General features: G+C 45.4%; 13 protein-coding genes. 6 read left to right on the plus strand and 7 right to left on the minus strand.

Translation table 11 applies throughout. From position 1 onward, the window contains the following. The first annotated feature begins 375 nt into the window (after nucleotides 1-375). The 4 genes from QHL1GM_RS18545 (at nucleotide 376) to QHL1GM_RS18560 (ending at nucleotide 5,131) form a co-directional block, all read left to right on the plus strand. The gene (locus tag QHL1GM_RS18545) at nucleotides 376-1,281 is read left to right on the plus strand and encodes a serine protease (protein WP_139245628.1); all 906 of its coding nucleotides are present in this window, start codon (nucleotides 376-378) and stop codon (nucleotides 1,279-1,281) included. Nucleotides 1,282-1,423: 142 nt separating this feature from the next. Continuing rightward, the gene (locus tag QHL1GM_RS18550) at nucleotides 1,424-2,494 is read left to right on the plus strand and encodes a DUF4297 domain-containing protein (protein ID WP_071695791.1); all 1,071 of its coding nucleotides are present in this window, start codon (nucleotides 1,424-1,426) and stop codon (nucleotides 2,492-2,494) included. Further along, nucleotides 2,491-4,125 (plus strand): ATP-binding protein, encoded by a 1,635-nt coding sequence (locus QHL1GM_RS18555; protein WP_071695792.1) that lies wholly within the window; start codon nucleotides 2,491-2,493, stop codon nucleotides 4,123-4,125. The genes QHL1GM_RS18550 and QHL1GM_RS18555 overlap by 4 nt, the downstream gene beginning before the upstream one ends. 91 nt (nucleotides 4,126-4,216) lie before the next feature. Next, entirely contained in the window at nucleotides 4,217-5,131 is a 915-nt protein-coding gene (locus tag QHL1GM_RS18560) for a TIR domain-containing protein (protein ID WP_071696053.1), read from the plus strand. Nucleotides 5,132-6,717: 1,586 nt separating this feature from the next. Here QHL1GM_RS18560 and QHL1GM_RS18570 read toward each other — a convergent pair. The 7 genes from QHL1GM_RS18570 to QHL1GM_RS19775 all read right to left on the minus strand — a co-directional run bounded on the left by QHL1GM_RS18570 (nucleotide 6,718) and on the right by QHL1GM_RS19775 (nucleotide 11,074). After that, nucleotides 6,718-7,044, minus strand: a complete 327-nt coding sequence (locus QHL1GM_RS18570; protein WP_071695794.1) for a hypothetical protein — start codon at nucleotides 7,042-7,044, stop codon at nucleotides 6,718-6,720. Between the two features lie 178 nt (nucleotides 7,045-7,222). Beyond that, nucleotides 7,223-7,720, minus strand: a complete 498-nt coding sequence (gene radC, locus QHL1GM_RS18575; protein ID WP_071695795.1) for a DNA repair protein RadC — start codon at nucleotides 7,718-7,720, stop codon at nucleotides 7,223-7,225. Nucleotides 7,721-7,811: 91 nt separating this feature from the next. Then, nucleotides 7,812-8,423, minus strand: a complete 612-nt coding sequence (locus QHL1GM_RS18580) for a lambda exonuclease family protein (protein ID WP_071695796.1) — start codon at nucleotides 8,421-8,423, stop codon at nucleotides 7,812-7,814. 37 nt (nucleotides 8,424-8,460) lie between these two features. Next, a complete protein-coding gene (locus QHL1GM_RS18585; RefSeq protein WP_083571060.1) occupies nucleotides 8,461-9,249 on the minus strand; it encodes an ERF family protein in 789 nt (262 codons plus the stop codon). 73 nt (nucleotides 9,250-9,322) lie between these two features. Next, a complete protein-coding gene (locus QHL1GM_RS19445) occupies nucleotides 9,323-9,499 on the minus strand; it encodes a hypothetical protein (protein WP_175540402.1) in 177 nt (58 codons plus the stop codon). A gap of 140 nt (nucleotides 9,500-9,639) precedes the next feature. After that, the gene (locus QHL1GM_RS18590; protein WP_071695797.1) at nucleotides 9,640-10,608 is read right to left on the minus strand and encodes a DUF932 domain-containing protein; all 969 of its coding nucleotides are present in this window, start codon (nucleotides 10,606-10,608) and stop codon (nucleotides 9,640-9,642) included. A 133-nt stretch (nucleotides 10,609-10,741) separates the two neighbouring features. After that, entirely contained in the window at nucleotides 10,742-11,074 is a 333-nt protein-coding gene (locus tag QHL1GM_RS19775; RefSeq protein WP_175540403.1) for a hypothetical protein, read from the minus strand. A gap of 586 nt (nucleotides 11,075-11,660) precedes the next feature. On the opposite strand from QHL1GM_RS19775, the gene QHL1GM_RS18600 reads away from it, so the two are divergent. After that, a complete protein-coding gene (locus QHL1GM_RS18600; protein ID WP_071695799.1) occupies nucleotides 11,661-12,815 on the plus strand; it encodes an inovirus-type Gp2 protein in 1,155 nt (384 codons plus the stop codon). Nucleotides 12,816-13,003: 188 nt separating this feature from the next. Further along, nucleotides 13,004-13,285 carry a DNA-binding transcriptional regulator gene (locus QHL1GM_RS18605; protein WP_175540404.1) on the plus strand — a complete coding sequence of 94 codons (282 nt, stop codon included), beginning with the start codon at nucleotides 13,004-13,006 and terminating at the stop codon, nucleotides 13,283-13,285. Nucleotides 13,286-13,359 lie beyond the last annotated feature (74 nt).

The raw sequence follows: 13,359 nt of genomic DNA on the forward strand, positions 1-13,359 counted from the left end.
TTTTTTGTTTATTTATTTTGTCCAGCCCATACTTCAGCCCATACTTTGGTATCGGCTCCCTTCGTAACGCACGGGATGCCTTTGGACAGTTCAACTATCCATCTAAGGTTCTGCAACCTCATTATTATATCCAAACCAAAGCCGATATTTTTCATGTAAGCTTTAAACCTACTAATGCTGGGGTGACAGGGGCTGCCGACTTCGCTATTGTCATCTTAAGAATTATGAGTAACTGCTATATATCTGTTTTCGACCCAAAGCGGATATATGGCCAGAGTGATAGTTACCAGAAAAACACGCATGTGCATTAGTAAACTGTTAGGCTTTTCAAGGAAATCAGCCACATAGAAAAAGCGAGACATTGTGCATAGGGTCATGATTACCGAGAAGAACTCGGATTTATCTAAAGTTAAGCTGAATTGGGGGCGTCCAGCGTTTACCGCTTATGATGGATTGGGAACGCTAGATAGTTTGCACCAAGCAAGTGGCGCCATCGTATCCGTAGCAGGGTATTTTGACGACAATTTTACTTCGATTGGTAGTGGAGTAATGATCGGCCCCGGCATGGTGTTGACGGCATCACATGTCTTCGATGAGTTCCCTCGAAATGGATCAGGTCCTGTCATATTGACGTTCTTACCCGGCAATAAAGCACGAGCTTGGCTTCCAACAGAAACAGTAACTTGTTCAGGTGCCAGTAAATATCAACCCTGGAACCCAGAATGCAAAATTGTTTCTGACCTGACAATATTATCATGTGATCTTCATTCAGAAGCTTACCTAGAGTATCCGCAATCTCTGGTTCCGCTAGAATTATGTCTTCCTTTACCTGGCACAAGACTATGGGCCGTTGGGTATCGACATGGTGACTTCGAAGAAGACACCGCTCTGTTAACTCCATTTGTTACTTCGGGTTTAGTTACAAACGTATTCCCACATGGGAGGGGCGAAAGAATGCCTTCGTCCTGTATTGAAATTGAGATGGAATCGCTTGGAGGAATGAGTGGTGGCCCGGTATTTAATGAAGACGGAAGATTAATCGGCATTGTTTCATCATCATTTGATGGGGGCCCGACATACGCTACACTCATCTGGGATGCTATGAGGCTACCAGTAGAAGGGTTGCCACGGGAGCTTTGGGGTGAAGGATATTCAGGAATACTAGAGGGAATTGATCTCGGCTTAGTTCGGGTGAAGGGAAAGTTTAAGGCAGAACAAGGTAGGAATATTAAAATAACTTTATCTGACGAGGAAGTGGCTTATTTGGAGCAAGGTGAATGAAAGCCCCAAGCCTAACAATGCTAGTCACGGTGGCGGTTACTACATTTTGGCTGCGCCTCCATTCCGTAACCCCGCGCGCTGAGCGGTGTTGTAATCCTGCATCTAGATAGGGATTAAAAATTGAGATTTAATAAGGATTAACATGGAGTTAGCCAAGGCTCTAATTCAGGTTCCTCAAACAGAACGTGGTGGGGAGATAGCACAGAGAGGCTTAGATTTTCAAGCTTGCTGGGCTCTTTCGCACATGCTTGAATACGAGCTTGAAGGTAAAGAGTACGTTTTTGTATTTGAATATCATGATGATGTTTTAATACTCGACTCTGAGTTCAATCCTCAAAAAGTCATATTTGCTCAGGTTAAAACCAATGAAAAGCCTTGGACTCTAAGTAAGTTAATATCATCTACAAAGGAAAAACCAATTTCTTTTATTGGTAAATTGTTTGAGCACAGAAGCAAATTCGTTGGTTCCAATGTAGAGCTTATGTTTGTTTCAAATGCATACTTTAACTTTGATGAAAGGAATAGATTTTCCGCCAATGAGCTTAAGGAAGCTCATAAAGAAAATATTGTATGTAGAGTTTCTGAACAGGTTATCTCTTCTAGCAAGCTCGAGTTATCAAAGCTGATTTTTCTAACATCGGATTTAAGTCTTGAGGGACACGCATCACACCTGAAAGGCAAAATATGTGATTTTTTTGAAAATTATTTTCATGAAGAAATGGAAATAAATCCAGCATTGTTTGCAAGAACTTTAGAAAGCGCATGCAGGGATAGGGCTAAAGTCAGATCTTCGGATATTAAGGATTTTGATGAACTTATAAAAAGAAAGGGTTTTACATCTACTTTTTTGAAAGATACGTTACGACAGATTAAAATAACAAAGTTGCTTCAACCAACTTGGCAGTATGCTAATCCAATATTTTGTGAAGTTGGTAAAGGTGCATTTCAATTGCTCTCTCTCCAAGCAACATTCTCGCGGGTAAGCATCGCATTAAAGCAAACAAATTCAGCAGAAAGAATTTACCTAGAGAAAGCCAGTGCTTTATTTGATAAGCAAAGAGTTGAAGAATCGATTACGCTTTACATTATGTATGTGATTGAGTCACTAAAAAAATCAGTTCCTGAATACTCACTTGCTCTGACAGATGAACAAAAAGAGTGTCTTGTTGTATATTCTATTATTAAAATTACTATTGGAGACGAGGGATTATGAGCCTCATCCATTTTATAGATATTGCCATTATCTCGCGTAGAGACCGAAAAGGATTTACTTTTGAATTTTCTCCAAAAGTAAACATGATTTTTGGGGGGAATGATACTGGTAAATCCAGTCTTATTAAAACACTATACTTCACTCTTGGTGGTGATTGCAGAATAGATAATGAATGGAAAAATGATGACATAATTACAAAAGTCACTATTAGTGTCAGTGGAAAATTATTTTCATTTATAAGGTATAAAAAAAGAATCTCTATTTTCTCATCTGATAATGAACTGCTTGTGAGTTCTGTATATATGAGTGGTATTGCAGAGAAAATAAGAGATATTTTTAACTTTAACTTACAGTTATCACATAAGAAAACTGGAAAGCAGCTACAAGCTAATCCAGCCTGCTTGTTCTTACCCTTTTATATTGATCAAGATGACGGTTGGAATACAGTATTATCTTCGTTTTCAGGTTTGCAGATGTATGATGAATGGCAGAAGAATACAATACAGTTCCACTCAGGGATAAAACCCAAAGAGTACTATGAGCTAATGGGCGAGATAAGAACAGTAAAAATTAATCTTGAAGAACTTAGCATAACTCTAAGTGCAGTACTAGCAGCTAAGAAAAGATTTGAAGAGTCGTTCGGACGAGTTTTGTTTGATATTGATGTTGAATATTATCAAAACCTGCTTGACAGGTTCTTAAGAAAATGTCGGGAGCTAAATGTCGAAGAATCAGAGTTCAGAATTCAGTTAATAGACCTTTTATCAAAAAGGGATTCAATAGCTGATGAAATTAATATTTGTAAAGATAATCTAGCTAGCATCAATGACAGTATAACAACTGATGCAGTTGAAAAATATCATGTTTTTGAGCACTGGGAAAAACTGGTCGAAATCATTCCAGAAATGTATGAAGAAAAGCAGAAGCTAGATAATCAAATAAACTCTATTAAAGAGGAGCTGAGTCAATCCCAAAGACTCAGTTATGAGTTAAAAGAAATGATGCAAGAAGTTAAAGGTGAACTAAGTCTAAATGACGTGATAAAGTCACAAGCAAGTAAAGAAGTTGAGTTCACTTTTGATGAGCAAATACGGGAATTGTATGAAAAAATTGGCGAATTTACTGCAAGACAAGAAAAATTAACAAAACAACAAAACAAATACATAGATAAAAATAGAACCAAAAAAATAAATAACGACTTTAAGGGTTTTCTTTCATTTGCACAAAACAAGTTAGGAATAAAATCACCTGTAATTGCACCTCTTGTTCAGTATTCAAAAATAACTAAAAGCAAAACTGGTAGCAGAAGCCCTCGTGCTATATTCGCTTATCACTATGGATTGCTAAAGACTATTGAAAAATACTCTACAGTAGCAATGCTTCCTATAGTTATTGACTCTCCTAAGCAACAGGATCTTGATAAAGAAGGAACTGAAAAGTTAATTGCACTATGCACCGATGATTTAGCTCTAAACAATCAGGTAGTCATCGGCGCGGTTTCTTTAGAAGAAAATATGCATGGTTATCACCAGATCGAACTAAAAGAAAAATACAGTTTGCTTAGTGAGAAAAATTATCAAATAGCCTATGATAAAATAATGCCACTATATGAAAAGGGCATGCTGAGTTAGCGGCTTATAACAAGTAAATTCAGGGACGTCTAGGGCGCACCTGATTTAGGCCGTTAGATTCTTTAGGTGAGTCAGTCGGAAGGAGATGTTTTTGTTTAATTTATTGATTTCTCATAATCCAGAGAGCTGGATGAGCTCTCCTTTCGAGCTGGAAAGAAGCCGGGTAGCTATCGAGTATACCGCGGATGAGATTAGTGAACGATACAAGTTCTTAGATGACAAAGCTATCGAAGAGCTAAAGAGCTTTCCTTCATTATTTGTGGTTGAAAATGAGGAGGTGGAATCGCGAGTTGGGTACATAACCAATGTACGTTTAAGACAATCGACAGTTGTTTTTAATTTTGAGCTAGACACAAATTTGCCCAGTTTGCCTATCGGTGCAATTGAAGCTTTGCGTATTGACTTTGATCTTGGCCGATGGGAATTATCGCGAACGCATTGGGCCATTAAAGATGAGCCACTATTCGACATACTTGTCCGTAAAGGATATTTCACACCCCAGCAAGTGGAAGCCTCCCAAGCTTTGAAGGACAGAGCCGCAGCGCAGCCGCCGATAATTCCTACGGCTCCAGGTGAATTTAACGCTTCTCAGGTTTTTATAGTCCATGGGCACGATGAAATCACTAAACTCGAGATGAAGGATTTCGTTGCCGAGCTTGGATTGGAGCCAATCATACTGCACATGCTGGCCAGCTCAAGCCGGACAATAATTGAGAAAATCGAGTACTACTCAAATGTTGGTTTTGGAATCGTTTTGTACACCCCATGTGATATTGGAGCGAAGGCTGGTCAGCCCAATGGACGGTATCGGGCGCGGCAAAATGTCGTTTTTGAACATGGTTTTCTAATCGGAAAACTTGGTCGTCCTCGCGTTGCCGCTCTAGTCAAAGGCGATGTTGAAACTCCAAATGATATTAGCGGTATGGTTTACATATCTATGGACGAGCAAGGTGCTTGGAAACAAGAGCTCATAAAAGATCTCCGAGCAGCTGGGTACCAGGTTTGAGGGAAAATCTAACCAAGCTATGCACCGGATGCCAAAACCTCCACTTTAATGCGGCTTTGCCACCGGTGATGGCGATCGCTATATCAGTATCGCCTAAATTTCCACTCTTGGCCGAGTGTCACTGCTAGCGACCCAAGGTAACGGCTGCAGAAAACCAAGAAACTGGATCCTGTGGAATGAAGCACCAATAAAAACGTTGCAGCGAACCGGAAAGTTTGCCCCGGGGCATTTTGCTGACACAAAAGAACCCATTCCTCAACCCCCGATAAACTTAAGCGTTAGGGCTTCTAAATATGCCAATTTCATCTGATGTTTTTCGTCATTCCATGGCTGCTACTGCGGCAATAGCTCGGTCGTGGTTCGAGGATCGCTCTGAGATCAAGACGCGGAAGCAATTTGAAGCACGCGGCCAACTTGGCGACAGTGGAAACGGTGCTGTGTATGCATACTTCACTGATAAGGGTTCGGCTGTCTACGTCGGACAAACCGGGCGATCTCTTAAAGCTCGTTTACACGATCAAACTTCTTCACATAAGAATAAGGCATGGTGGGATACATGGTCGTATATGCGGTTCGTGCCTTTAGAATGTGACGTTGACCGTCTTGTTCTTGAGTCCTTGCTTATCGCTATATACGAGCCCTGCGCAAATGAAAAGCCGAAGGCCAAGAGCATCAATGACTTATTCCCGCTCTGATAATACACTGTTGCCGGAAAAGTCTTCTGCAAAGTGCATCGCTACATCAATAAAATCTCAATGACCGCTCTTGGTCGAAACAGGAATGCTCGTGCATAGTGCTCTCGACCCAAAGTGGTCTTCGCTGAGACCGGACTAAAAGGATTCTTGGTTTCGGTTGGAAGTAAGATTGATGTTGTTACAGCGGGCTTTCCTCCGTCATATATTGAAAGCCAAATCGGAATCTGAAAAGCGTATAACAAGTGCAATCAAGGGATGCTCCTGACGACGCGCCCCTGCCACCAGCGTTGGAGCGACTTGAATGTTGGCATTATTCTATGGATCCAAGTGTTGTCAGCTTATAATCCTAAAATTAAAGTGTTTCGCCCTGGCGGCATAACACCGCACGAAAACATTTATTCGCTCAGGGTGAGCGGCCACAAGCCAGTAAATAATAAATACACGCCTCAATGAACTGGGGCGATTTTTTATTGCTGTTGTAAGACATCTCTTACAAAAAAAAAGTCAGCGATCGCTTACATATTGGGTGCAGAAACGCTGCTACTGTGAAATTGACGGAAAACTAGCGGAGATATTAAATAGCTGTGAAAATGCTAGTGAAGAAATAGATGTGTTTCTGCATCAAGGTTATTAACAGCAGCGAGAATGATTTATTGAAAAAGTGGCTTTTTTGAAAAAGCTAACTAAAAATACAATTTGTGATGTAGTAGAGCCGTTCCATAAGGAACGGCTCGTATTTTCTCTCAGTTACACAAAAAATAATACCTAGGTTTTAATTATCTGGAATTCGTCATCTTTAGCTCTGCTCATAAGTTAGAATGCCAGCTCATAAGACTTAAAGAAGCTAAAGGTGCGCATGGCCTCGAGCTAGTGGCTGGTTGGTGTACTTGTTTAAAGTAGGGTAGGGTTAAACTTCACCGGTGATGCGAGTTGGTACGATGGGATTCGAATTCCAGCCTTAGAAAGGAGTTCTCTAAGTTTTATTTCTGCTATAAAATCCTCATCATATTGGAAATGTACTTCTCCACTGTTGAGAAAAAATTCTAGCATTTCTTCATCTTGATCTTTTTTCTTTAGTTCATCAAGTTCAAGTGATTCGTTATATGCATCTTCTTCTTCAGCCTTGCACATATAAAAATTTTCTTCTTGTTCTTCAATTTGTTCGGGCGTAAAACTGTCGTCCAGTTCGCGATGAAGAGCGGTAATTTCACTTGGCATAGTTCCCTCGTTCACTAAGTTGGTTTGTGTTTAAATATGCTACCTGTGATTTATTTTTTTATAAAGGCTGCTAGAAGAAAAACACTTTATTAGACTAGTTTGGACAAAAAAAAGATAAAAACCATACCAGTGCTGCTTTCATCGAAGCAGCACCGACACTATTTCACAGAGAATATTTCTAGAGATAACCCATCTCAGCAAACGACTTGCACCCGTCACTTCCCACCACTACATGATCAATTACTCGAATATCCATCAATCCCAGCGCCTCTTTGAGTCGCTCGGTGATTTTCCTATCTGAATCACTAGGTTCGGGGTCACCGCTAGGGTGGTTATGAACGAGAATAACGGCAGCTGCGTTATAAGCGAGTGCTGCTTTCAACACTTCACGTGGGTAGACGCTAGCAGCGTCGATGGTTCCACTAAATAGTTCTTCAAAGCGGATAACACGGTGTTGGCTGTCGAGGAAAAGTACGCTAAATACTTCATGTTCATAGTCCTGAAGCAGTAACTGCAGATGCTCGAATGCCTGCGAGGGCTGGGTGATCTTGCGGCCTTTGGCGAGCTTACGTCGTGCGAAGCGCTTGGCCATGGTGATGATGTCGGTTTCAGTCACCGGTGAAGTGACGTGATAGGTGCCCACCACTTCCCCGGCTTTGAGTTTGGCGTGTGGCATGGATGCCTCCAAAAAATAAAAAAATGCCGGGGTGGTGGCCCCGGCATCTATGTCGTTAGATCGCGTGTTAAATTTTGAGGTATGGGTTCCGTCACGCAGCCATCACTTGGCTGATGCGTCGCTCCATCTCTTCATGGAATGCTTCAACTCGTTCAGCAATCGTGCGAATCATGATGTCGTCTCGATAGGTGCGTTTGATAAACAGCGGCATGCCCGGCCAGTAGCTCACGAAATCGATCCATTCCCGTTCACTGACCCATAGGCCACCCTGGCATTGAGGTATGTGCTCATCGGGTATCTCGCCATTCAACAGCACTTCAATTTGGAACTTGGGTAGCTTGGTTTTAATTTCTAGCAGACCGTTAGCGCCTACCAGGCTGTCGGGCGAGTAGCCCACCTCGTGATTAAGGATCAAGCCCACTTCCTGGGGCTGGGGTTCGCCGGTGGCATCGCAATAAAGCGCACGTGCCACGCCTTCCAACTCATGACCACGACGGGTATGCGCGTTACCCTGAAACGGCTCGGCCAGCTCGCCAGTAATGCGTTCGCCGATCAACTGGTGCATATAGGTAATCGCCCCGGTACCCAATCCACCTGGGCCTTTCCCCTTAACCAGCAATGACTTCAGCTCCGACATGGTGACGCGCCCTAAGCGCGCCGCCAGCCACTCAGGGGAGCCTTGCGGCATATTGAGTATCTGCATGGATACCTCCTTTACTCAGATAGGGTTGGTACGCCGTTCACTTAACCGCCCGCTTGGTGAGAGATGCCCGAAGCTTGTCGAAGTCGCTATACGGCACTTGCACGGCTGAGCCGTACTTGCCGCTAAACCACTCCTGGGTCGTTGCGGGGCATTGGCTGATCAAGCGTTGGATTTGGCCTGCCTGGAAGGCGGTGACTGTCTTGAGGCCTGCTTTGGTACTGGCGTTGCCATTATCATCCTGGCCGCGTGTGGTGATGTTGAGCAGTGCAGAAAGTACATAGCGCTTGCCGTAGCTAGTAGAGGAACCAAACGCCTGCACTGCATTTTTGTTACCACTCATATCCGCAGGCAATAGCATGCTGGTTTCTTCACGGTGGCCATCCTTGTGCATCAGCACCCCCGTTATCTGAATACCTCTCTCCTGCGTCTGAATACGAAAGCTCACCGCAAAGCCGTGCTTCTGCATGATCGGTCGCACGGTATCAACGATATCTTCCAAGGTAGCGTAGCAGCCGTTGTTGGTTTGCCCGCGCTCTTCAATGCTAGGCAGTTCGGTCTGCATGGCTGCCATGGCAGCGCTATAGGCCATCATGGCCTGACGATCCATAACGCGTTCCTGCATTTGCAGTAAGCGCTCCATTTTGTCGATATCGACGTCGGGATTGAGGGCAGCGCGTTCGATTACCTGAATGATCGCGGTGCTTTCTGCTGTAGAGGTCGACTCCACGGGGGATGCAGGTACCGCCGAGACAACGGCGGTTTTGGCTGTGCTTGAAGGAGTTACCGGACGGGAAGAAGAATTTACCACATTAGAGGATCGTGCCATGGGGCACCTCCATTGAAACAAGGATGGGTGGTGATGCCGGGTAGCCAGGCATCGTTATGAAGTGATTGCGGTATTACTCCGCTAAATGCTGGGCTAGCTCATTGGCTTTAATAGGCACTAGCTGTACCTCTGCTCGATAAAACGTGCCTTGAGCGCAGACCACGGTGTCAGCGCGGTGGGCATGATTAGCTATTAGCTCCTCAGTCAGGCGCGTTAAAGCAACTTCAATGGCATGGGAAATAAACGTCATGGCAGTACCTCGCGGCATAAGCCCCACAGCAAAACGCCCAGCTTTTGAGGGGCTGGGCGTCTATGCCGGGGAGATGGTGAATATCATTGGTTAGGAAAGGTCGCAGTAAGGGGTAGAACGACGCCCTACCGATAGGTTGGTTAAGACACTAGCGCTAACGCTGCATCCAGTGCTTCTTGCTTGAGCTGGGCGCCCTGGCCGAACCAGGCCGAATCCATCCGGGTGTCGTTGCTGCGTGCCCGTTTGTCGTGGTCCACGTACTCGGTCACGGCATTAAGCAGGCCCCAGGCGGTGTCTTTGGCGGTAATCAAGTGCGAACCTCGGCCTTCACCGTGGTAGAGCTTCTGCACTTTATTCAGGGCCCGGTAGTTGGGCAGCTTAGAGGGATCATCTAACGGCTTCTCAGCCCCACAAATCACTGACTGAAAATAGTGCTGGGCTTCATGGTGATCAATCTTGCGTTCTGCCAATGTCTTCATCCGGTACATGAAGTCGTTCCACTGGGAAACAGAAATGCCCAGTTGGCTCTTCACCGCTCGGGGATCAAACTCCGAGCGATGGGGTACTTTCACGGCTTGTGAGGTGCCATCCACCGCAATCTGCAGCGTGTTATTACACACCACCCTTACCGTGGTAGGTGTGGCCATCGTCGCCAAGGTGCCGTCACACGAGGTTGCCAGTAGTAAATAGTCGTTGACTTCATCCTGGCCTTTAAGCGAGGTACTCAAGCCACTGCGTGCCAAAGCCCAGAACTTACGACCACCTTTGAGTACCCCAGCGGTCTCCAGCTCATATCCGGCGTATTCGGTGAGGTCCCGGTAGAATTCCAAAATTTCTTCAGGCTGAACCACCTTATAGCGCTGGGACACCACTGATAGCGGTACCTTCGTATCGGAGCGGTAGAGCACCTTTTGTTCGGGGAATGAGTGAATGCTGCCCAGGTGGCTTGCACCCTCGGCAATAAAGCGAACCGGGGCTTCTTCAATATGCCAGTTCATACCGGCCTGTTGCTGCCAGACTTCCAGCGGTTGGTGACGAGAAAGTTGCTGCCCCAGGCCATGCCAAGGGGTATTGCCAACATAAGCCATTTGTTCGACGAGATGAGCCATTACAAACTCCTTCAGATTTTTCAACATTAATGAGCGCGCACGGCATAACGGCCCGCCCTGAATAAGGCGGGCAAGCGAATGCGTGTAGAGGTAGTCGTCGTATTAAGCGGTAGAGAGGGCCGCTGATAGGCGGTTATTCAGCGTGAGGACGAAAGGTGCAATCACAGGCACAGCAGGCGTAGTTATCGAGCATTTTCTGATCAAGTTCATGCCCTAGCTTGGCACCGGCAACACCCAAGGTCGTGCCGCCTAACAACCCACCAAATACGGCACCAGACAGGCTGCCAATAGTAATGCCTGCGGGGCCTATCATTGCGCCGACCAGCGCACCTGCTTTAGCACCACTAAGGGCACCGGCTGCCCCAGAGGCAGCACCGGCGGCGGCCCCCGTGGCACCGCCAACCTTTCTACCCAGGTTGCGAGATATAACATTAGGGGAACCGCACTTTGGACAGTGGGGTGTCATGATGGTCTTCCTCCATTAGCAGTGAATCGGATGCTGATTTAGCCATCCCTGATAGCTTCATAGAGGTAGTATGTGGCTGAGATTTTTTTAAATTAAATCAGACTATTAACTGTTATAGAAGCGGAAATTACTTGTTGTGCACGACGCTAACTTTTTGAAGTCGGCCAGTATGAATTAGGGGGTACAGCCAACGTTTAATACAAAAAAAGCCGTAATACCCGGTGAAAACTGGCTGAGGTAATTAAGGATCCTATGTTATTGGCTATAAAGGGGGTTATTACAAGTTGATAGAGTCCACTGAAGGCTATGGGAACCAATAGCCATTCAGTAGAGATCATTTATCGCTAATAAAAGAAGAAATACACATCGCAATGAGCAAGAAGGGGAGTTGAACAATATCAAGCTGAGAAAGCGTTTCTTGCATGGTCTAATTCCATGCAAAGCGCAGGGTGATAAGAAGCAGATTGCCTATCACTGAGCAGTTAGCGCAACCAACTAGGAACGGCAGTGACGTAAATTTTTACATACCGGCGTGATGGTACGAGCGAAAGGCTCAATACCCTATTCAATGCCGGAGATACCTCCCATGTACGATCTCAATGACCCTCACCACCCCGACTACGATACCCTCACCGAAGATAGCATGCTGAGTCTGCTGTACAGCCTAGGAGATACCCAATGCGAAACGAATGCGTTTGGTATGGATATTTCCTCTCCCTCATATCACTACTGGCTGAGGGATCTGATTAAGGTTAATAAGTGCTTGAAGGCAATGGCTAGGAAGCCTGCTTTCTTAGACAGTGAACGCCTTATTCAGTCGGTATTTTTTGGAAGCGACATGGTACGACTGGGTAGTGATCCCTTGTTAAACATGTTGCAGACCGTTTACACGGTGATAGTCACTATTTTCGATCCCCAAGAACCTATGCCTTATCGCCCTAGCCCTTACGCTGAGAGCTTCCTTTGGGCCTTTCAGCAATGTGCTTATCTACATGAAGCGGGATTCCAGATACCGCCGACCATGACACGTGAGAATGCAGAGCAGGCAGTCATGGACTTAAATAATCGACTCGGAGCGTGGTATGAGTACATGACACAGCCAAGCTTCATCAATCAGCGTGGGCGGAACAAACGCAATGGCCGAGACAACTGCAAGAGAGTCCACCATTTAATCGATTCGTTATTTGCCTGCTATAGTCGCTTACAGGTCGTGCGCGTAGATCTTTCCTACAGCAAAGACGAAGGTCCATGGATCGATTATGAAACTGCTAGTTACCACCGTGAGCAGCTGTGTGGACTCTTCAACACCCATGGCCTATTTGCGCACTTACTTGGCTTCGCCTGGAAGCTGGAGTGGCGCCCCCAGAAAGGCTTCCATTACCATTTCCTATTTTTCTTCAACGGCCACCAGGTTCGTAATGACGTAATGCGAGCCAGTCAGATTGGTCAGCTGTGGGCACAACAAATCACCGGTGGACAGGGGGTCTATTTCAGCTGTAACCGAAAAGCTACTAACCGGTACAAGTTTAATGCCTGCGGTGAAGTCGCCTTCAACGACATCCATAAGCGCAAAGGGCTCATTAAACTTGCAAGCTACCTCACGAAGGTTGATGAATACGCCTCAATGGCGGTACAAGGCCGAACCTTCCAAACCAGCCCAGCCCCCCGCCTTCCTGATGGGCCGCGTGTCGGCCGACCACGCCAACATCCTTTACCGAATTTTCAACCAGAATCTATCTAAAATATTGATACTTCTACCTATTGTATGACTACGGCAATCACGGGAAAAAGTGGGGTTATTCAACCTACGACGGCAAGTGCCGTAGTTTTCATAGCACCAATGGTGTGGTGCCAATATCCATAGTTGTCCTCAGACAATGGCTCGCTATGCGGGCCTATTTAACTATTAATGCAATTATCAGGAGGCTGATGATGTTTCGCTTTCTTAACGAAACGCTGCCCCGCGAATCTAGCGATGATAAACGTCTAGTCGCCTTAGAGCATGACGAGCCCAAACGGAGATTACTTCGCGACGCCACAGCATTGCGGAAACTACGTGGCATCACCCAAGCCAAAATGGCTGAGGAGGTAGGCGTCTCACGCCGCACCCTGGAGGAGTGGTTGCAGGGAAGGCGTTATCCAAAAGGCCCAGGGATGACATTGATTCGACGGTGGGTGGACCAGCATCAGAAAGCGACAACCAGCATTTAGCTGTAACCGAATAACAATATTCACAATTGTTTTAAAAGAGGTTAGTCTTTTCACAAAGACGGACATTCCCTTCA

The sequence above is a fragment of the Halomonas sp. QHL1 genome, assembly GCF_001882345.1.
Taxonomy (GTDB): Bacteria; Pseudomonadota; Gammaproteobacteria; order Pseudomonadales; family Halomonadaceae; genus Vreelandella.

What these genes read in the sequence shown, in the direction of transcription:
- QHL1GM_RS18545 (WP_139245628.1), top strand. Translation starts at nt 376, where the DNA reads ATGATTACCGAGAAGAACTCGGATTTATCTAAAGTTAAGCTGAATTGG.
- QHL1GM_RS18550 (WP_071695791.1), top strand. Translation starts at nt 1,424, where the DNA reads ATGGAGTTAGCCAAGGCTCTAATTCAGGTTCCTCAAACAGAACGTGGT.
- QHL1GM_RS18555 (WP_071695792.1), top strand. Translation starts at nt 2,491, where the DNA reads ATGAGCCTCATCCATTTTATAGATATTGCCATTATCTCGCGTAGAGAC.
- QHL1GM_RS18570 (WP_071695794.1), bottom strand. Translation starts at nt 7,044, where the DNA reads ATGCCAAGTGAAATTACCGCTCTTCATCGCGAACTGGACGACAGTTTT.
- radC (WP_071695795.1), bottom strand. Translation starts at nt 7,720, where the DNA reads ATGCCACACGCCAAACTCAAAGCCGGGGAAGTGGTGGGCACCTATCAC.
- QHL1GM_RS18580 (WP_071695796.1), bottom strand. Translation starts at nt 8,423, where the DNA reads ATGCAGATACTCAATATGCCGCAAGGCTCCCCTGAGTGGCTGGCGGCG.
- QHL1GM_RS18585 (WP_083571060.1), bottom strand. Translation starts at nt 9,249, where the DNA reads ATGGCACGATCCTCTAATGTGGTAAATTCTTCTTCCCGTCCGGTAACT.
- QHL1GM_RS19445 (WP_175540402.1), bottom strand. Translation starts at nt 9,499, where the DNA reads ATGACGTTTATTTCCCATGCCATTGAAGTTGCTTTAACGCGCCTGACT.
- QHL1GM_RS18590 (WP_071695797.1), bottom strand. Translation starts at nt 10,608, where the DNA reads ATGGCTCATCTCGTCGAACAAATGGCTTATGTTGGCAATACCCCTTGG.
- QHL1GM_RS19775 (WP_175540403.1), bottom strand. Translation starts at nt 11,074, where the DNA reads ATGACACCCCACTGTCCAAAGTGCGGTTCCCCTAATGTTATATCTCGC.
- QHL1GM_RS18600 (WP_071695799.1), top strand. Translation starts at nt 11,661, where the DNA reads ATGTACGATCTCAATGACCCTCACCACCCCGACTACGATACCCTCACC.
- QHL1GM_RS18605 (WP_175540404.1), top strand. Translation starts at nt 13,004, where the DNA reads ATGATGTTTCGCTTTCTTAACGAAACGCTGCCCCGCGAATCTAGCGAT.